At 70.8% G+C, this 17,875-nt stretch carries 15 protein-coding genes and 1 pseudogene; 7 read left to right on the top strand and 9 right to left on the bottom strand.

Going from position 1 to position 17,875, the window contains the following annotated elements; genetic code table 11:
• Window positions 1–121: 121 nt before the first annotated feature.
• Both ACFWXC_RS40100 and ACFWXC_RS40095 read left to right on the top strand, forming a co-directional pair.
• Window positions 122–1,174 (top strand): endonuclease/exonuclease/phosphatase family protein, encoded by a 1,053-nt coding sequence (locus tag ACFWXC_RS40100; RefSeq protein WP_384486908.1) that lies wholly within the window; start codon window positions 122–124, stop codon window positions 1,172–1,174.
• A gap of 153 nt (window positions 1,175–1,327) precedes the next feature.
• Complete coding sequence (locus ACFWXC_RS40095) at window positions 1,328–2,548, top strand: MFS transporter (protein WP_384486906.1); 1,221 nt, start codon at window positions 1,328–1,330, stop codon at window positions 2,546–2,548.
• Window positions 2,549–2,640: 92 nt separating this feature from the next.
• Here ACFWXC_RS40095 and ACFWXC_RS40090 read toward each other — a convergent pair whose 3' ends face one another.
• Window positions 2,641–3,171, bottom strand: coding sequence for a YbhB/YbcL family Raf kinase inhibitor-like protein (locus tag ACFWXC_RS40090; RefSeq protein WP_384486904.1), 531 nt, complete (start codon window positions 3,169–3,171; stop codon window positions 2,641–2,643).
• Window positions 3,172–3,649: 478 nt separating this feature from the next.
• Window positions 3,650–4,726 carry an NAD(P)-dependent alcohol dehydrogenase gene (locus ACFWXC_RS40085; protein ID WP_384486902.1) on the bottom strand — a complete coding sequence of 359 codons (1,077 nt, stop codon included), beginning with the start codon at window positions 4,724–4,726 and terminating at the stop codon, window positions 3,650–3,652.
• A gap of 268 nt (window positions 4,727–4,994) precedes the next feature.
• Between ACFWXC_RS40085 and ACFWXC_RS40080 the strand changes: the two are divergent.
• Window positions 4,995–5,324 (top strand): annotated as a pseudogene (locus tag ACFWXC_RS40080) (aldehyde dehydrogenase family protein); the annotation flags it as partial.
• Between the two features lie 28 nt (window positions 5,325–5,352).
• On the top strand, window positions 5,353–6,045 hold the full coding sequence (locus tag ACFWXC_RS40075) for a hypothetical protein (RefSeq protein WP_384486954.1): 693 nt from the start codon (window positions 5,353–5,355) through the stop codon (window positions 6,043–6,045).
• Here the strand turns inward: ACFWXC_RS40075 and ACFWXC_RS40070 are convergent.
• From ACFWXC_RS40070 to ACFWXC_RS40060, 3 genes are all read right to left on the bottom strand, one after another.
• Entirely contained in the window at window positions 5,979–7,883 is a 1,905-nt protein-coding gene (locus ACFWXC_RS40070; protein ID WP_384486950.1) for a protease pro-enzyme activation domain-containing protein, read from the bottom strand. The genes ACFWXC_RS40075 and ACFWXC_RS40070 overlap by 67 nt on opposite strands.
• Window positions 7,884–8,207: 324 nt before the next feature.
• Window positions 8,208–8,831, bottom strand: a complete 624-nt coding sequence (locus tag ACFWXC_RS40065; RefSeq protein WP_384486900.1) for a DUF305 domain-containing protein — start codon at window positions 8,829–8,831, stop codon at window positions 8,208–8,210.
• Window positions 8,831–9,493, bottom strand: a complete 663-nt coding sequence (locus ACFWXC_RS40060; protein ID WP_384486898.1) for a DUF3105 domain-containing protein — start codon at window positions 9,491–9,493, stop codon at window positions 8,831–8,833. Before ACFWXC_RS40060 ends, ACFWXC_RS40065 begins: the two co-directional genes overlap by 1 nt.
• Window positions 9,494–9,662: 169 nt before the next feature.
• Between ACFWXC_RS40060 and ACFWXC_RS40055 the strand changes: the two genes are divergently transcribed.
• Window positions 9,663–10,106, top strand: a complete 444-nt coding sequence (locus ACFWXC_RS40055) for an Rrf2 family transcriptional regulator (RefSeq protein WP_384486896.1) — start codon at window positions 9,663–9,665, stop codon at window positions 10,104–10,106.
• 9 nt (window positions 10,107–10,115) lie between these two features.
• Here the strand turns inward: ACFWXC_RS40055 and ACFWXC_RS40050 are convergent, their stop codons facing one another.
• The gene (locus ACFWXC_RS40050) at window positions 10,116–11,312 is read right to left on the bottom strand and encodes a globin domain-containing protein (RefSeq protein WP_384486894.1); all 1,197 of its coding nucleotides are present in this window, start codon (window positions 11,310–11,312) and stop codon (window positions 10,116–10,118) included.
• Window positions 11,313–11,636: 324 nt separating this feature from the next.
• On the opposite strand from ACFWXC_RS40050, the gene glnA reads away from it, so the two are divergent.
• Window positions 11,637–12,998, top strand: coding sequence for a type I glutamate--ammonia ligase (gene glnA / locus ACFWXC_RS40045; protein WP_384486892.1), 1,362 nt, complete (start codon window positions 11,637–11,639; stop codon window positions 12,996–12,998).
• A gap of 216 nt (window positions 12,999–13,214) precedes the next feature.
• Window positions 13,215–14,648, top strand: a complete 1,434-nt coding sequence (locus tag ACFWXC_RS40040; RefSeq protein WP_384486890.1) for a hypothetical protein — start codon at window positions 13,215–13,217, stop codon at window positions 14,646–14,648.
• 21 nt (window positions 14,649–14,669) lie between these two features.
• On the opposite strand, the gene ACFWXC_RS40035 is transcribed toward ACFWXC_RS40040, so the two are convergent.
• The 3 genes from ACFWXC_RS40035 to ACFWXC_RS40025 all read right to left on the bottom strand — a co-directional run bounded on the left by ACFWXC_RS40035 (window position 14,670) and on the right by ACFWXC_RS40025 (window position 17,875).
• Window positions 14,670–15,494: an HAD family hydrolase gene (locus tag ACFWXC_RS40035; protein WP_384486888.1), complete on the bottom strand. Its 825-nt coding sequence runs from the start codon at window positions 15,492–15,494 to the stop codon at window positions 14,670–14,672.
• Between the two features lie 75 nt (window positions 15,495–15,569).
• The gene (locus ACFWXC_RS40030) at window positions 15,570–16,592 is read right to left on the bottom strand and encodes a TolB family protein (RefSeq protein ID WP_384486948.1); all 1,023 of its coding nucleotides are present in this window, start codon (window positions 16,590–16,592) and stop codon (window positions 15,570–15,572) included.
• 14 nt (window positions 16,593–16,606) lie between these two features.
• Window positions 16,607–17,875 carry an MFS transporter gene (locus ACFWXC_RS40025; RefSeq protein ID WP_384486886.1) on the bottom strand — a complete coding sequence of 423 codons (1,269 nt, stop codon included), beginning with the start codon at window positions 17,873–17,875 and terminating at the stop codon, window positions 16,607–16,609.

The following is a 17,875-nucleotide window of genomic DNA, read 5'->3' as shown; positions in this document are numbered from 1 at the left end:
CGGTGTGTTCGTCCTCGTCTTCCGTACGGCCGTCATGTGACGGCGGGATCGGAGCCGATCATCCCCTAGGGTCGTATCCCGGGGGACGACGGTGTGCACAGCAGGTTGTGAGGCAGACGGTATGGCGCAGCAGGCGTACATGACGGAGACGGACAACGGCGGCTCGGGGCCCGAGCGTCGGGGAGACCGGTTCCGGCGCCTGGTGAACCGACTGCTGGCGGGCTGGCGCGACGATCCACGCATCTGGCGCCGGGGCGTCGTCCTCGCCGTCATCGCGCTGCTGCTGGCCGGCGTGATGCTGATGCACTCCCGCATCCCCAACGCCATCGGCAACCTCGGCAGTCTCACCGAGACGTTCCTGCCCTGGCTGGGCCTGCTGATCCCGGTGCTGGTGCTGCTCGGCGTCCTGCGCAAGTCGGCGACCGCGCTCATCGCCGTCCTGCTCCCGGCGATCGTCTGGCTGAACCTGTTCGGCGGACTGCTCACCGACAAGTCCGGCACCGGCGGCGACTTCACGGTCGCCACGCACAACGTGAACGCCGAGAACCCCGACCCGACCGGCACCGCCGACCAACTCGCCGCGTCCGGCGCCGATGCGGTGGCCCTGGAGGAGCTGACGGCGTCGGCCGTACCGGCGTACGAGAAGGCGCTGGCCTCGACGTACAAGTACCACGCGGTCGAGGGCACCGTGGGGCTGTGGAGCAAGTACCGGCTGACCGGCGTGAAGGCCGTCGACATCAAGCTCGGCTGGACGCGCGCGATGCGGGCCACGGTCGCCACGCCGGAGGGGGCCCTCGCGGTCTACGTCGCCCATCTCCCCTCGGTCCGGGTCAAGATGAACGCCGGGTTCACCGCCCGGCAGCGGGACAAGAGCGCGGACGCGCTGGGCGAGGCCATCGCCGACGAGAGCCTGCCGCGGGTGATCCTCCTGGGCGACCTCAACGGCACCATGAATGACCGTTCCCTCAAAGGCGTGACCTCGCAGATGCGCTCCACGCAGGGTGCCGCGGGCAGCGGGTTCGGGTTCAGCTGGCCGGCCGCGTTCCCGATGGCCCGTATCGACCAGATCATGGTGAAGGGCGTGGAGCCGGAGAGCTCCTGGACCCTGCCGAGGACGGGCAGTGACCACCTCCCCATCGCCGCCCGTGTGAACCTGACCACATCGGATTCGTAGAAGCCCCTGGTCAGGCCGGTGCGATCGCCTTTGTAAGGACAATCGGACACCGCACGGTAACCTGCCGGAATACTGGGCCTGGGATGCTTTGTTCCGTAGATGAACTTAAACACGTCCACACGGAACCCCGCTCCCCGAAAGGCACAGCCCGCCATGCCCCTGGCCCTGCTCGCCCTGGCCGTCGGCGCTTTTGGTCTCGGCACCACCGAGTTCGTGATGATGGGCCTGCTGCCCGACGTCGCCGACGACCTGCACATATCGATCCCCACCGCCGGCCACCTGGTCTCGGCGTACGCGCTCGGCGTCGTCATCGGCGCCCCGCTCCTCGCCGCGCTGACCGCGCGCATGCCCCGCCGCACGGTCCTCATCTCGCTGATGGCCCTGTTCGTGGCGGGCAACGCGCTGTCGGCCCTGGCCCCCACGTACGACTGGCTGCTCGCCGCCCGCTTCCTGAGCGGCCTGCCGCACGGGGCCTTCTTCGGCGTCGGCGCGGTGGTCGCCACCAACCTGGTGGCACCGGAGCGCAAGGCCCGCTCGGTCTCCCTGATGTTCATGGGCCTGACGGTCGCCAACATCGCGGGCGTTCCCGTCGCCACCCTCATGGGACAGCACCTGGGCTGGCGGGCGACCTTCCTGGGCGTGAGCCTGATCGGCGTCGCCGCGATGGCCGCGGTCGCGCTGCTGATCCGCGGGGCCGACGCCCCGGCCCCGGTCTCCGGCCTGCGCGGCGAACTGACCGCCCTGCGCTCCCTGCCGGTCTGGCTGGCCCTCGCCACGACGGTCGTCGGCTTCGGCGCGCTCTTCTCCGCGTACAGCTACATCACGCCGATGCTGACGGACTCCGCCGGGTACGCCGACTCCGACGTGACCCTGCTGCTGGCGCTCTTCGGCGTCGGCGCCACCGCCGGCAACCTGGTCGGCGGCCGCCTCGCCGACCACGCGATGCGCGGCACGCTCTTCGGCGGCCTGGCCTCCATGGTCGCGGTGCTGCTCCTCTTCCCCGTCCTGATGCACGCGCAGTGGAGCGCGGCCCTGGCGGTGACGCTGCTCGGCGTGGCGGCCTTCATCACCGGCTCCCCGCTCCAGCTGATGGTCATGGAACGCGCGGCGGCGGGCCCTTCCCTCGCCTCCTCCGCCAACCAGGCGGCCTTCAACCTCGCGAACGCGGGCGGAGCGTGGATCGGCGGCGTCGCCCTGGCGGCGGGCTTCGGCGTCACCTCCCCGTCTTTGGCGGGGGCGGCGCTCGCGGTCCTGGGCCTGGGCGTGGCGAGCGTGGCGTTCGCGGTGGACCGGCGGCGCGATGTCCCCTCGACGGGCCGCGAGCGGGTGGTCGCCTCGCACGTCCCGGAGCCTGTGGAGCCGGTGCATTCCTGACGCACCGCTCCTGACACCCGACACCACACCGCGCGCCCCGGATTTCCGGGGCGCGCGGTGCTTGTGCGGCGGGCCTTCGGCCCGGACAGGCCCTAGGCCCGCTCGAAGGTGCCGTACATGGTCGCCCTCGCGATGGCGTGGCTGAACAGGAGGAAGTCCATGTAGGCGGGGGTCGATCTCTCGGACACCTCCAGTTCTGCCACGCCGACGGCATGCACGACGAGGAAGTAGCGGTCCGGACCGTTGCCCGGAGGCGTCGCCGGACCGAGGTACCTGCTGTAGCCGGCGTCGTTGGGCAGCGTCACCGCGCCGCCGGGCAGATCCCTGCCGTCTCCCGCCCCGGCCGGCAGATCGGTCACGGAGGCGGGCAGGTTGGCCACGGCCCAGTGCCAGAAGCCCGAAGCGGTAGGCACATCGGGGTCGAACATCGCCACCGTGAAACTCCGCGTCTCCTCGGGAAACCCGGACCAGCTCAGCTGCGGCGAGACGTCCTGTCCGCCCGCGCCCAGGATGCCGCTCACCTGTTCGTCGGCCAGTCGCCCGCCGTCGGCCAGGGATTCGGAGGACAACGAGAAGGTCCTGATCGGCGGCACGAAATCGTATGGCCCGTATGGTTTGATCATGGCAATCCCTACAATCCTTCGGATATTGACCGGCGCGAGCTACTGGACCCTGAAGGACGGGCACCGCCATCCCGCCGGCTACTGGGCCGAGGAGTTCGGGGCACCTACGGCGTGCTCACCGACGCCGGACACGAGGTCACCGTGGCAACTCCGGGCGAGGTGGTCCCCGTTGTGGACCCGATGAGCCTGAGGCCCGGGATGACGGGCGGTGGCGGTCTACTGGGGCACTGCTGCGAGACGCACGCGCTTCCGGCAAACCGCTCGGCATCGTCTGTCACGCCCCGGCGGGCATTCTGGCGACCCGTGACGCAAACGGCGAACCTCTTCACAGGGCGAACCCCGCGTCCTCGGGTCCTCTCGCCGAGGAACTCGTCAAGGCTCTCTCCTGAGGCCGCGGAGCAACTCTGGGCAGAGCAACTCCGGAGGGCACGGTCGACGGCGGGCAGCCCGGTGATCGCCTGGCTGCCCGCCGCGGGGTTCATCCGAAGACGATGACCTGACGTCCGACGACGTCGCCATGGCCCAGGGCGTCCAGGTTCTCGTTGATGTCCTCGAGCTTGACCTTGGTGACGTTGTGCTTCACCAGGCCGGCTTCGGAGAGCGAGAGCACCTCGACCAGGTCCAGGTGGTTGCCCCAGAAGGAACCGAGATAGGACAACTCCGTCCCCACGAAGGGGAACTGGCGGTGTTCCACGCGCTGGCTCATGAGGCCGACGGCCGCCAGTGCCCCTTCGGGGCCGAGCAGGTCGAACCCCATGGAGATGGATGCCTCGCTGCCGACGCAGTCCAGGATGGCGTCGACCGTCCGACGGCCCGTGAGCCTCTCCAGTTCCTCCTGGATGGCCTCGGTGGACCTGTTCCTGACGTTGATCCCGTGGTCCGCGCCGTTCTCCTTCGCCACGTCCAGTTTGCCGTCCGTGCGCGCGAACGCCACCACGGTCGCGCCGCCTCCGAGCAGCTTCGCGTACTGGATCGCGTAGCTTCCCAGCCCGCCGATGCCCGTGACGGCGACGGTCCGCCCGGGACCCAGCTTGCCCGCGTCCCGGAGCTTCCTCATCCCCCGGTACGGGGTCATGCCCGCGTCGGTCATGGGGGCGAGGACCTCGGGTGCTTTCGCGGCCTCCTCCGAGACCGGGATCGCGTGGCGGCACTCCACGGCCATGTACTCGGCGAAGCCGCCGGGAGGACCGAACCCCACCCACCGGCCGTCGCCGCTGCACAGCTGTTCGTTGCCTTCCCGGCACTGCCGGCACGTGCCGTCTCCCCAGCTGGGATTGACGACGACCATGTCGCCCTCCGAGTAGCCCACCGTCGAGGGCACGCCGCTGCCCAGTCCCGCCACCCGGCCCGTCACCTCGTGACCGGGGATGTAGGGCAGGTCCACCGGGAACGGGCCCTCGAAGTAGCCCTCCAGGAGCTGGTAGTCGCTTCGGCACATGCCGGTCGCGGCGACCTTCAGGAGAATCTCGTCCGGCCCGGGCTCGGGCACCGGGACCTCTTCGATCCGAAGGGGTTCCTTGTATCCGTACATCCGGGCTGCCTGCATCTGCGTCATGACTGCCTCGCTCTCGCCGACGAGCGGAAAGCGGCTCGGGCCGGGCGGCGTGGGCAGGGGCGTTCCGCCGTCGGTCACCGCGGCCGTCGGCCGCCGCTGCGGATATCCCCACGATAGGGCAAATGGGTGAATTGCCGCCCTTGTCGCACGGGCATAGCGTGGATTAACGGCTATGGCAACGACGAGTCCCGTGACGGGTGAGGTCCTCAGGAGAAGGAGGTCGAGAGCGTCGGCGCGATGATCACCGCGGAGATGGGCAAGACCTTCCGTGCGGCGGAGACGGAAGTGGCCAAGTGCGTGCACGGACTGCGTTTCTACGCCGCCGAGGGCCCGGGTTCCTGCGGGATCCGGACGGGGACGGCGGGCGCGTGGGCGCGAAGCAGACGTTCGTGTCGGACCAGCCGATCGGTGTGGTCCTCGTTCGAACCTGTGGAGCGAGGACGAGGCCGATCGCGAACTGTTCGTCCGCGACGTGCAGTCGGGCATGGCCTTCATCAACGGCAACACGACCAGTTGCCCCGAGATCCCCTTCGGCGGCGTCAAACGGAGCGGCTACGGACGCGCGTTGTCCGACCTCGGCATGCGGGAGTTCATGAACGCCAAGACGGTCGGACGAGCCCGTCGAGGTGCCCGGCCTCGGCACGTACCCGCGCCACCTCCTCGCGAACACCATGGCGTTCAACGTCTTCTGCCACCTGCGCAACGACATGCTCGCCCCGGACGGCCCGCTCCCGTTCACCCTGCCGGAACCGACCGACGGCCAGGCCGCCCCCGCCGTCGACTTCATGCTCGCCGGTCTGCCCCAGATGCAGGGCCCCGAACTCACCGCCACCGTCGACCGCCCCCTCGTCCTCGACCTGACCGGCCCGGGCGCCACCACCGTCACCATCCACCCCGCGACCGGACCGGACGAACTCCTGACCGTGGCACCCGGCGCGGACGCCACCACCCAGATCCACAGCACGGCCCTCGACTTCATCGCCTGGGCCACCACCCGCAAACCCTGGCGCGACCGCTGCCGCATCACGGGGTACACCTCCACCGCGACGCCGTTCCTCGACCGCCTCGACATCATCCGACCTTCGGGGTGCCGTGTGCCGCGGGCCTGGTGCTGTCGGTCAGCGGGAGGCGGGGAGTGGCGCTCTCTGGTTCAAGAGCGGCCACAGCAACGAAGACGGCGCCGGCGTAACGCGAAGGGGCGTGGGGTCTCCGAAGAAAGACCCCACGCCCCTCGGTCAAGCCGTGCAGCGTGTCAGTGCTTGCGGAACGACTCCACGTACCCACCGGCCGGCGAGCCCACGCCCGTCACGTCGTCGTAGCCCTTCACCGCGGACAGGGAGCTGTCCTTGCCGAGGCTGCGGACCGAGGTCAGCAGGCCGTCGGTGGCGTCGAAGGCGTTGGCGAAGTCGACGCGGGCCACGGCGAGGCCGGAACCGGTCGGGTTGTCGGTGACGTCGTGGAAGACGCCCTTCTTGCCGTACTTGGCGTAGATCGACGGGTTGGCGAAGCCGAGGGCCTTGCCGCCGGCCGCCTCCTGGGCGAGCGCCTGGACCGCCGCGATGGTCGGCGCCGCCAGCGACGTGCCGCCGATGCGGTACTCGCTGTACTGCTGCGACCCGTCGGGGAAGGTCTGGGTCTGGCCGACCAGGAACCCGGTGTTGGGGTCGGCGATCGCCGAGATGTCCGGGACCACGCGGTTGCCGGAGGCGCTGTTCGCCGTCGCGAGGGAGTTCGGGACGACGCCCTTCTGGTAGTACGGCTCAGCGACCGTCGCGCTGGTGCCGCCGCCCGCGCCCGAGGTGAAGGCACCCGGGAAGGACGTCCAGCTCTTGCCGTCGTCCGACAGGGTCGCCTTCTCGGTGCCCCAGCCGGTCTCCCACAGGTACTTGTCGCCCTTGCCGACGGCGAGCGAGGTACCGCCGACCGCCGTCACCCACGCCGAGTTGGCCGGGGTGTCGACCTGCTTCGTCCCGGTGTTGGCGACCTCGTCGCCGTTGTCGCCGGAGGAGAAGTAGAAGCCGATGCCCTGCACCGCGCCCAGCTGGAAGACCTGGTCGTAGGCGGCCGCGAGGTCCGGGGTCTGGTTGGCCTCGATGTCGCCCCAGGAGTTGGAGACGATGTCGGCCAGGTGGCTGTCGACGATCTTGCTGAGCGAGTCCAGCAGGTCGTCGTCGTAGCAGGAGGCGGCGCCCACGTAGGTGACGTCCGCGTCCGGCGCGACCGCGTGCACGGCCTCGACGTCGAGGGTCTCCTCGCCGTACCAGCCGGCCGCCGAGCACTCCTCGGTCTTCGTGTACGTGCCCGGCAGCACCTGGTGCAGCTGGCTGGTCTTCCAGGCCGCGTCGCCGTTCTTCTTGGCGTAGGTGCCGGCGTCGAAGGCGATGGTCGGCGAGGCGTACGCGTCGGTGATCGCGACGCGGACCTTCTTGCCGGTGTACTTGCCGGCGCCGTAGGCGGCCCGCAGCTGCTTGCCGGTGTAGCCCTTGATGGCGTACGGGATCTTCGATCCGTAGGCCGACGGCAGCGTGCTCGCGGTGTTCGAGCCGTAGTACGACGAGAACGGGCCGGCGTTCTTGAACACGGCGTCCGGGGGCGGCAGCGTGTCGGCGTGGGTGGCCTTGTGCGGCGCGCTGTCCAGGCCGGTGACGGTGAGGATGGAGCTGCTCACGGCCGCCGGCACCGACGCGGTCTGCACCGGCGCGCGGTAGGTCTTCGAGCCCTTGGCGTAGTTGTGCAGCTGGGTGCCGAACGCCTGCTCGACGGCGGACACGTCACCGGAGACGGCTATGTAGTGCTGGGTGACCTCGGTGACCTTCAGGCCGGACGCGGCCAGCCAGGACTTGACGGTCTTCACCTGGGCCGCGGTGGCGCCGAAGCGGGCCTGCGCCTGCTTGGCGCTGAGGTACTTGCCGTAGAGCGGCGAGCTGGGGTCGGACACCGCCTTCGCGTAGGCCGCGAGGCCATTGGCGTTCCGGCCGGCCAGGTAGACCCGGGCCTTGACCTGGGCGCTGTTGGCGGTGGCGCCCTTGTCCGCCTTGGCCGTGGCCCAGGTGGGCTTGGTGCCCTTCAGGGTGTCACGGGCCGGGCTGTCCGCGGCGTGCGCCGCGGGTATGCCGAGTGCGAGCGCGCCGGCGATCATCGGCAGTGTCGCTGCCATGCTCACGCTGGCCCGCACCTTGGCACGGTTCGATCTCATACTGCCCCCTGCTATGCGGTTCGACGCATGGAGTGGTCGGTCAGGCGTGATCATCAGGAGGCCAGCGGCGGAACGGCCCGTGAATGGATCACACGATGGGGGTCACTCTTGCGGTGAACTGTTCATGCCAGGGGAATGAAAAGGCCAAGGAAACCCCAAGGGGGCGTTGATTAGGGGCCTTTGGCCGGATTTCGGCCCCGTACCAAACGTTACGGATCGATTGCGATTGCCCGTAAGCCCTTGCGGTGCCGTTAAGTCGACAAATCCCCCACCCTGTACGCCGGTTCAGTCGCGCGGCTCGGCGCCCCGCTCCTTCAGCATCTGGGCCATCGTCGTCAACTCCGACTGCTGCGCGTCCACCATGCCCTGGGCGAGGTTCTTCTCCACCGCGACGGTGCACTTGGCCACACACCCCTCGGCCATGTGGATACCGCCCTTGTGATGGTCCGTCATCAGCTGCAGATAGAAGATCTCCGCCTGCTTGCCGTTCAGGGTCCCCAGCTTCTTCAGCTCGGTGTTGGTCGCCATGCCCGGCATCAGCGCACCGTCCTTGCCGGAGGCCATGTCGCCCATGCCCATCCAGGTCATCGGCGGATCGGCCGACACCTTCGGCAGCCCCCACAGGTCCAGCCAGCCCAGCAGCATGCCACGCTGGTTGGCCTGCGTCTGCGCGATGTCGTAGGCGAGGCGCCGTACGTCGGTGTCCTTCGTGCGGTCGCGCACGATGTACGACATCTCGACGGCCTGCTGGTGATGGACCGCCATGTCCCGCGCGAACCCCGCGTCCGCCGAGTCGGCGCTCGGGACCGCACTGTCGCCGCCGCTGTCCTCGCCGGCGACCGCGTAGGTGATCGCGCCGGCCGCGACCAGCACCGCCACCGCGGAGCCCGCGATGAGCACCGACCGCATCACTGGCCCTTACCGCCCGTGCACGCGGCACCCGGCTCCGGCGTCTGCTTGCCCTGCACGAACTCCTCGAGGAACTTGCCCACGTTCGGGTCGTCGGCCCCGGTGACGGTGCGCTGGTGCGCCCACGCCGTCATCATGATCGGGTCCTTCTGCTTGTCGTCCGGGCTCATCAGCGTGTACGGCGTCTGCTTCACCTTCGCCGCGAGCGCGTCGACGTCGGCCTTCTTCGCCTTGCTGGTGTACGTCACCCAGACCGCGCCGTGCTCCAGCGCGTGCACGGCGTTCATGTTGTCGATCGCCTTGGTGTAGACGTCGCCGTTGCAGTTCTGCCAGACCGGGTTGTGGTTGCCGCCCACCGGGGGCTCGGTCGGGTAGTGCACGGTCGTCGTGACGTGCGTCCGGCCCAGCGTGCCCTTCCAGGTGTTCACCCCGTCCTTGCCGGCCACGAAGTGCCCCGAGGTCTTCGCGTCGGCCGCCGCGGAGTCGTCACCGGACTGCTTCTTCACCAGCACCACACCGCCGACCACGAGGCCGGCGACGACCACCACGCTCGCGGCGATCGTGAGGATCCGGCCGCGACGCTCACGCGCCTGCTCGGCGCGCCGCATCTCCTCTATGCGCGCCTTGCGCTCGGCGCTGTTGCTCTTCTTCGCGGAACCCATGGGATGTGTCCTTCTGGGGGAAAGGGGCGTGGAAGGTGGGGCCCGCTGATCGTAATGGGGGAGATGGGGCCGACCGTAGGGAGGACACAGGAAAGACCTGGAAATGCCGGTGATTCGACAGGAAACCGATAATTTGAACGGTGGATGCGTATTACCTACGCTGGCCGGCATGAGGCTGTTGCGCTCCACCGACCTCGCCCTGCGGCTCCTGATGCGGCTCGCCGTCGCGGGCGAGCCCAGCCCCACGACCCGCGAGGTCGCCGGGGACATGGACGTGCCGTACACGCACGCCGCGAAGGTGGTCGCCGAACTGCAGCACCTGGGACTGGTCGACGCCCGGCGCGGCCGGGGCGGCGGGCTCACGCTCACCGAGAAGGGCCGTACCGCCTCGGTGGGCACGCTCGTCCGCACCTTCGAGGGCGACGGCGACGTCGTCGACTGCGAGGGCACCACTCCTTGCCCCCTCCACTCCGCCTGCCGCCTCCGGGGCGCCCTGCGCCGGGCCCAGGAGGCGTTCTTCGCGACCCTGGACCCGGTGACGGTGGCGGACCTCGTACGGGAGCCGACGGGGCCGCTGCTGCTGGGGATCTCGCGGCGGCCGCACGACGGCTGACGTCGCTCCTCAGTCCTGCCGGGCCAGCCACAGGTCCGGCCCGAACACCTCGTAGTGGATGTCGGCCGGGGCCACGCCCTTCGCGAGCAACTGGGCCCGGACGGCGCGCATGAAGGGGAGCGGGCCGCACAGGTACGCGCGCGTGTCCGGTCGTACGGCGATGTCCGCCCGGCCGAGATCGACCCGGCCGGTACGGCTGTCCGGGCCGGCGTCGCGTTCGTAGAAGAAGTGGACCGCCGCGTCCGGGAGCTTCGCCGCGCAGGCCGTGTGGTCGGCGCGCAGGGCGTGGTCGGCGGGGGAGCGGTCGCCGTGCACGACCGTCACCGGGGCGTCGTGGCCGTCGGCCGCGAGGGCGGCCAGCATCGCCACCATCGGGGTGACACCGATGCCGGCGGAGGCGAGGAGGAGGGGCCGGTCGCCGGCGCCGCCGAGGACGAGGTCGCCGTACGGCTCGGAGAGTTCCAGTACGTCGCCTTCGTGCACGCGCGCGTGCAGGTGGTTCGAGACCTCGCCGTCGGGTGCCGCGGTGTCGCCGGCCACCCGCTTGACGCTGAACTGGCGGACCGACTCGCCCGGCGCCCCGGAGAGGCTGTACTGGCGTATCTGGCGGGCGCCGTCGGCAAGCGTGACGCCCACGGAGACGTACTGTCCGGCCCGGAAGCCGCGGACCGCCCCGCCGTCCGCCGGCCGCACTCGGAAGGTGACCACGTCCGCGGTCTCCGTGACCCGCTCGACGACCTCCCAGGGCCGGGGGCCGGACTCGCCGCTCTCCTCGTACAGCCGCTTCTCGATCGCGACGAGGGCGTTCGCCATCAGCCAGTAGACCTCGTCCCAGGCGGCCGCGACCTCGGGCGTGACGGCGTCACCGAGCACCTCCGCGATGGCGGCGAAGAGGTGCTCGGTGACGCCGTCGTACTGCTCGGGCGCGACCCCGAGGGAGGCGTGCTTGTGCGCGATGCGCCCGAGCATCGCGTCGGGGCGCCGGTCCGGGTGGTCCAGCAGATGCGTGGCGAACGCGGCGATGGAGCCGGCGAGGGCCTGACGCTGAGTGCCGGCGGCCTGGTTGCCGCGGTTGAAGAGGTTGCGCAGGAGGCCGGGGTGGGCGGCGAAGAGCCGGGTGTAGAAACGCTCGGTGATCTCGCCGATGGCCGCGCCGACGGCGGGGAGGCTGGCGCGGACGGTGGCTGCGGACTTCTCGGACAGCATCGGTGCTCCTTGTGGCTCGGCTCGGCCGAACGGCTCGACGTCTCGCACGCTATTAAAACTTGCATCTGAGATTCAAATTTAAGAACCGTGGTATCGGTCACCCCGGGAACCGGGATCGGCCATTACGGATGTCGGTGCGAGCAGGCAAGATGGGCGCCAGGGCGGTACACCTGCCGTACGGGAGCCGTTCAGGCCGAGGACGCCGGGGCGATCATGGTCCGCAACGCGCATGAAATGCTGTTGTGGTGTGATGCTCAGGTGCCCGACCGCCTCCTGTGGGACCGGGAGCAGGCGGCCTGACCAGCAAGGATGGGGAAGCGGAAGATGGACAAGCAGCAGGAGTTCGTGCTCCGGACCTTGGAGGAGCGGGACATCCGGTTCGTACGCCTGTGGTTCACGGACGTGCTGGGCTTCCTCAAGTCCGTCGCCGTGGCCCCGGCCGAGCTGGAACAGGCCTTCGACGAGGGCATCGGCTTCGACGGCTCCGCGATCGAGGGCTTCGCCCGGGTCTACGAGTCCGACATGATCGCCAAGCCGGACCCGTCCACCTTCCAGGTCCTCCCGTGGCGCGCGGAGACCCCCGGCACGGCCCGTATGTTCTGCGACATCCTGATGCCGGACGGCTCCCCGTCCTTCGCGGACCCGCGCTATGTCCTCAAGCGCGCCCTGGCCCGCACCTCCGACCTGGGTTTCACCTTCTACACCCACCCGGAGATCGAGTTCTTCCTCCTGAAGGACCGCCCGCTGGACGGCTCCCGCCCGATCCCCGCCGACAACTCGGGCTACTTCGACCACACCCCCACCAACGTCGGCATGGACTTCCGCCGCCAGGCGATCACCATGCTGGAGTCGATGGGCATCTCGGTCGAGTTCTCCCACCACGAGGGCGCGCCGGGCCAGCAGGAGATCGACCTGCGGTACGCGGACGCGCTGTCGACGGCCGACAACATCATGACGTTCCGCCTGGTCATGAAGCAGGTGGCGCTGGAGCAGGGCGTGCATGCGACCTTCATGCCGAAGCCTTTCTCCGAGCACCCCGGCTCGGGCATGCACACCCACCTCTCCCTCTTCGAGGGCGACCGGAACGCGTTCTACGAGTCGGGCGCCGAATACCAGCTCTCCAAGGTCGGCCGCTCCTTCATCGCGGGCCTGCTGAAGCACGCCGCGGAGATCTCGGCGGTCACCAACCAGTGGGTGAACTCCTACAAGCGCATCTGGGGCGGCTCCGAGCGCACCGCCGGCGCCGGCGGCGAGGCCCCCTCCTACATCTGCTGGGGCCACAACAACCGCAGCGCGCTGGTCCGGGTTCCGATGTACAAGCCCGGCAAGACGGGCTCGGCGCGTGTCGAGGTCCGCTCCATCGACTCCGGAGCCAACCCGTACCTGGCCTACGCCCTCCTGCTGGCGGCCGGCCTCAAGGGCATCGAGGAGGGCTACGAGCTCCCGCCGGGCGCCGAGGACGACGTCTGGGCCCTCTCCGACGCGGAGCGCCGCGCGATGGGCATCGAGCCCCTGCCGCAGAACCTCGGCGAGGCCCTCACCCTGATGGAACGCAGCGACCTGGTCGCCGAAACCCTCGGCGAACACGTCTTCGACTTCTTCCTGCGCAACAAGCGCCAGGAGTGGTACGAGTACCGCAGCGAGGTCACCGCGTTCGAGCTGCGGAAGAACCTGCCGGTGCTGTAAGGGCGGGTCACCGCCCTGGCTGGAGCCGATGTCGACGGCCCCCGTGTGCTCTCGCGGCCACGGGGGCCGTCACTCGTTCGGCGGGTCGGTCCGGGCCGGGATGTTGGAATTGACACCGGGTTGCCGGGGCCCCGTACTGAACACGAGGGACTTCTGGCCAGTTGCCCTGTGGGGGATTCCACCAACCGTGATCCATCCCGCCTTCAGGGAGGCACCGTGACGGTGCAGCAACAGCAATCCACGATCCCGACGATCCTGGTGTACGAGGAGGACCCCGGATCCTTCGGGCACGTCAACATGCCCGTGCCGCATGCCGTTCCGCAGCTCGACACCCAGCCCTTCCCCGCCGCCATCGCCGAGACCGCGCCGCAGCCGGACAGCGCGGGACCGGGCACCGAGGCGTTCCGCTACTGGGTCGCGGCCGACGCGCTCAGCAGCGCCTGCCAGACCTGGGGCCCGCTCGTGCCGACCGGCACGCACTGGCACCCGACGGTCGGGCGCGCCCTCACCGCCCACCTCGACGCCGGCAACGACCTCAACGCCTTCTACGACCGCAGGGGCCTGTGGTTCTTCCGCCGCACGGTGTCCGGCGTCACCGTCGCCTCGTGCGAGAGCGGCGACATCGTCAGGCACGAGGCCGGACACGCGATCCTCGACGCCCTGCGCCCCCAGCTGTTCAGCGCGTCGAGCGCGGAGGCGGCCGCCCTGCACGAGGCGTTCGGCGACATCAGCGCGCTGTTGTCGGCACTGCGGCAGGAGTCGCTGCGCAGCTCCGTCCTGGCCGAGACCCAGGGCGACCTCGAAGTGTCCTCGCGGGTGTCCCGGATGGCCGAACAACTGGGCTGGGCCATCCGCCAGGGCCACCCGGGCGCGGTCGACCCCGACTGTCTGCGGAACATGTCGAACAGCTTCTTCTACCGCGACCCGGTGATGCTGCCGCCGAGCGGCCCCGCGAACCTGCTGTCCAGCGAGCCGCACGCGTTCTCCCGGGTGTTCAGCGGCGCCTTCCTGAAATGCGTCGCCGGGATCTTCCGGCAGCAGGACCTGCAGGACCAGGCCGGTCTGGGCCTCGCGGCCGAGATCGCCGGGCAGCTGCTGGTGGACGCCGTCGTCGCCGCGCCCGTGGTGTCCGCCTACTACGCGCAGGTCGCCGGCCACATGATCGCCGCCGACCAGCGCCGCAACGGCGGCCGCTACGGCCCGTTCCTGCGCTCGGCGTTCGTCCGGCACGGCATCCTCTCCCTGGAGGCCGCCACGTCGATCACCGAGGCGGAGGTGTCGCGCCGGGGCGTCGGCATGGCCGAGAGGGTCCCGGGCGGCGGTGACGAGGAGGGGCTGATGCCCGTCACGGTCCAGGGGGCGACGTACGGCCTGAACCAGCCGATCACCCTGTCCGCCCCGGCGGAGGAACGACGGTTCGGCATCGCGGCCTCCGACCCCGCCGGCGGCTCACTGCGGCCCACCGACCCCGACCGGGTCGCCACGTCGTTCCTCGAGGACCTCTTCCGGCGCGGCCGCGTCGACGTCCCGGCGGAGCACCGCAGCGCCTCGGCGTTCGTCGACAACAGCCCGTCGCGGATCAAGACCCACGAGATCGCCCGGAGCACGACCGGCGAGGGCCTCGCCCTGGTCCGGCGCTGCTTCGACTGATCCACCGGAAGAGCTTCGGCGTCAGCCGGAGAAGCGCAGACGGCGGGCGGTCAGCCGCCCGTCGTCCTCGCGCGTGATGACATGCGTCGTACGCGCCGTCGGCTCCTCGCCCTCGAACACCGCCTCGCCGCGCGCCAGCAGGTCGTTGACGAACTTCTCGGCCGCGATCCGCTCGGCCTCCCCGTCCGGCTCCGCACCGCCGAGCACGTCCGGCTCCTCGCCGGCCCGCACGCCGTCACCGGTGGTGTCCACCGGCCCGCGCAGGTCGACCGTGAACCCCGCCCGCCGCAGCGCCTCGGCGCCCCGCGCGGTCACCATGGCGAGCGCGAGCCGCTCCGAGACGACCTCCACGACGACGGCCTCGGTCGCGTCTACCGCCGCATCCAGATCCGGGCCGTCCGGGCCGGCGGGCGACTCGATCCGGGCCCGGAGCACCGGACGGTCCTCCGCGGCGGCCCGGGTGAACACCGGGTGGGCCGCCGTACGCATCCCCGCCTCCCGCGCGAACGCGCGCTCGCGGGCGTCCTCGCCCACGAAGACACAGTCGTCGGCCGTCTGCCCGGCGCTCGCGACGGCCCGGTCGAAGAGGGCGCGGCTGTCCTTCGCGCCCCAGTGCACGAGGGCCGCGTCGGTGAAACGGCCCGGGAACGCCTCGTGCAGCGCGGCCGCCACCCGTTCGGCGTCACCCTCGTGGGTCCCGGGGTTGGAGATGATGCCCTTGCGCAGCTCGCCGAGGTCGTCGAGCACGGCCAGGACACGCGGCAGGGGACGGAGCGCCAGGGAGCCGTCGGGGTTCAGCCGGGGTTCCGCCAGGGTCGCCCCGATGTCGAAGAAGATCACAGGCATGGGAAGTGCCTCCCCACGGCGGACGCCTTCGAGTCGCAACCGCCCGGGAGAGGGCCCCACATTCACCCGGGGCGGCTACGGACCGACGTACGCCGGTGACACCGCCGAGACGCTGATCCGGTGCGGCTTGCCCGATCCGTCCGCCGGGATCGCGTACAGGTCCGCCCCGTAGTCGCCCGGCAGCGCGTACACGACCGTACGTGCGTCCTTCCAGACCGCCTGGTCGTCCACGCTCCGGGTCTCCGCCAGCGGCGTCTCGCGCATCGTCCTCAGGTCCAGGACGTACAGGCGCCAGGGGGCGTCCTTGGGGAGGCCCTTCACACGCTTCTTGTACGCGATGCGGGTGCCGTCGGGGGAGAGGGACGGGCACTCGACGTTGGGGTGGAGTGTGGTCACCGTGCGGGTGCGGAGGTTGCCGCGCACGAGGTACGTCGTGCCCTTCGTCGCCAGCGTCGCGTAGAAGGTGCGGTCGTCCGGAGCGAACGTCACGCCCCAGAAGTTGACGTCCGCCGAGTGGTACGCGTGGCCGTCCTTCAGGACGCGGAACGCCTCCAGGGACGGGATCAGTTCGCCGGTGCGGGTGTCGACGATCGCCGTGCGCGTCGAGAAGTTCGTGCCCGCGTACGAGTCGCCGCCCACGAACGCCGTCCAGGCCGCGTAGTGGCCGGTGGGGGAGACCCGGGCCCGGGACGGGATGCCCGGGACGTCGAAACGGGCCTTCGTGTGCAGCTTCGCGTCCAGGATCAGGGCGCGGTAGGTGTCCGAGACCGGGCCGTGGACGGCCTGGAGGCAGACTCCCGTGCCCGCGGCCGTGTAGAAACGCAGGCACTTGACGCCCGACGCGGTGCGGGGAGCGGACGGATCCGACGCCGGGACCGTGGTCAGTTCGTCCCGGTGCGGGCCCCATGCCATGTTGCGGAAGACCATGCGGCCGGGGGCGGTCAGGGTGACCGTCCCCGCGGTGACCTTCGGGCCGCCCGCCTGGGTCTGGTCGTGGCGCTCCGCCCGTGCCGAGGCGTGCAGCACGGAGGCCAGGGCCACGGCCGCCAGGACCGCCAGCGCCGAGAGGAGGATCAGGACGCGGGACCTCAGGGTCATCGGGGTCGGCGGGGTCATACGGCGGCCTTCCGGAAGGGGCGCAGGGACACGGCGTATCCGGCGCAGGCGGCGAGGGCGGCCGTGGCCAGCAGCAGCGCCGTACGGTCGCCCCACAGCGTCCACGCCGCGCCGAACGCCAGTGAGCAGGCGAAACGTGCCCCCGCCTGGCCCGTCTGGACCAGCGCCAGGCCCGACGAGCGCAGCGCCTCCGGGACGCTGTCCGAGGCGACCGCCATCAGGACACCGTCGGTCGCCGCGTAGAAGGTGCCGTGCAGGGCCAGCACCGCATAGGGCAGGGCGGTGCCGTGCCAGGACGTGAGCAGCAGGGCGTAGGCCAGCAGCAGGGCTCCGTGGCCCGCCAGGAACACCCGCCAGCGGCCCCAGCGGTCCGCGAGCCGGCCCAGGGGGACGGCCAGAAGGAGGAACGCGGCCGCCGTACCGAGGGGGAGGAGGGCGAACCAGCGGTCCGGGACGCCGAGCCGGTGTTGCAGCAGCAGGTAGACGAAGGAGTCGCTCACCGTCGCCAGGCCGAGGAGCAGGGCGCAGACCGTGATCCGGCGCAGGTCGCGGTGGGTGAGGAGGGCGAGCGCGGCCCGCAGAGTGGGGCGTGTGCCGGAAGGGGCCGCCTCGGTACGGCCTCCGGGCACGAACAGCACCAGGACCAGTACCCCGACCACCGCCACGCAGAAGCTCACCGTGAACACCGCGTCGTAGCCGTCGACCGTCGCCCGCAGGATCAGGAACGCCACCAGGGGGCCGAACAGGGCGCCCGCCGTGTCCATCGCCCGGTGCACGCCGAAGGCACGGCCCCGGGTCTCCGGGGTGCTGGAGAGGGAGATCAGGGCGTCGCGCGGAGCCGTGCGCAGGCCCTTGCCCGTGCGGTCCGCCGCGAGGACCAGGCCGATGGGGGTCAGGGTGTGGGCGATCAGCAGCAGGGGCTTGCACAGCGCCGAGAGCGCGTACCCCGCGCCCGCCACCCACTTGTGCCGGCCGCCGCCGCGGTCGGCGAGGTGGCCGCCGACCAGGCGTACGACCGCCGAGAAGCCGTTGTAGACGCCGTCCAGGAGCCCGAAGCCCAGCGGGGACAGGCCCAGGCCCGTCACCAGGTACAGCGGGAGGACCGCTGTCACCATCTCGGAGGACACGTCCGTGATCAGGCTGACCGTGCCGAGGGCGAGGACGGTGGGGGCGACCGCGGTGCGGTACCGCCCGGCCGGCGCCGGCCGGGCGGTACCTTCCGCGGACGCCGCCGGAGTGCTCGCGCGGCTGTCCGCTACATACAC

Origin of the sequence: Streptomyces sp. NPDC058683 (assembly GCF_042716195.1) — a bacterium.
Lineage (GTDB): Bacteria > Actinomycetota > Actinomycetes > Streptomycetales > Streptomycetaceae > Streptomyces.
Note: the sequence above shows the minus strand (reverse complement) of the source record. Positions and strands in the feature narration are given on the sequence as shown.

Coding starts and splice junctions, on each gene's coding strand:
- ACFWXC_RS40100 (WP_384486908.1), top strand. CDS start 122: ATGGCGCAGCAGGCGTACATGACGGAGACGGACAACGGCGGCTCGGGG.
- ACFWXC_RS40095 (WP_384486906.1), top strand. CDS start 1,328: ATGCCCCTGGCCCTGCTCGCCCTGGCCGTCGGCGCTTTTGGTCTCGGC.
- ACFWXC_RS40090 (WP_384486904.1), bottom strand. CDS start 3,171: ATGATCAAACCATACGGGCCATACGATTTCGTGCCGCCGATCAGGACC.
- ACFWXC_RS40085 (WP_384486902.1), bottom strand. CDS start 4,726: ATGACGCAGATGCAGGCAGCCCGGATGTACGGATACAAGGAACCCCTT.
- ACFWXC_RS40070 (WP_384486950.1), bottom strand. CDS start 7,883: ATGGCAGCGACACTGCCGATGATCGCCGGCGCGCTCGCACTCGGCATA.
- ACFWXC_RS40065 (WP_384486900.1), bottom strand. CDS start 8,831: ATGCGGTCGGTGCTCATCGCGGGCTCCGCGGTGGCGGTGCTGGTCGCG.
- ACFWXC_RS40060 (WP_384486898.1), bottom strand. CDS start 9,493: ATGGGTTCCGCGAAGAAGAGCAACAGCGCCGAGCGCAAGGCGCGCATA.
- ACFWXC_RS40055 (WP_384486896.1), top strand. CDS start 9,663: ATGAGGCTGTTGCGCTCCACCGACCTCGCCCTGCGGCTCCTGATGCGG.
- ACFWXC_RS40050 (WP_384486894.1), bottom strand. CDS start 11,312: ATGCTGTCCGAGAAGTCCGCAGCCACCGTCCGCGCCAGCCTCCCCGCC.
- glnA (WP_384486892.1), top strand. CDS start 11,637: ATGGACAAGCAGCAGGAGTTCGTGCTCCGGACCTTGGAGGAGCGGGAC.
- ACFWXC_RS40035 (WP_384486888.1), bottom strand. CDS start 15,494: ATGCCTGTGATCTTCTTCGACATCGGGGCGACCCTGGCGGAACCCCGG.
- ACFWXC_RS40030 (WP_384486948.1), bottom strand. CDS start 16,592: ATGACCCTGAGGTCCCGCGTCCTGATCCTCCTCTCGGCGCTGGCGGTC.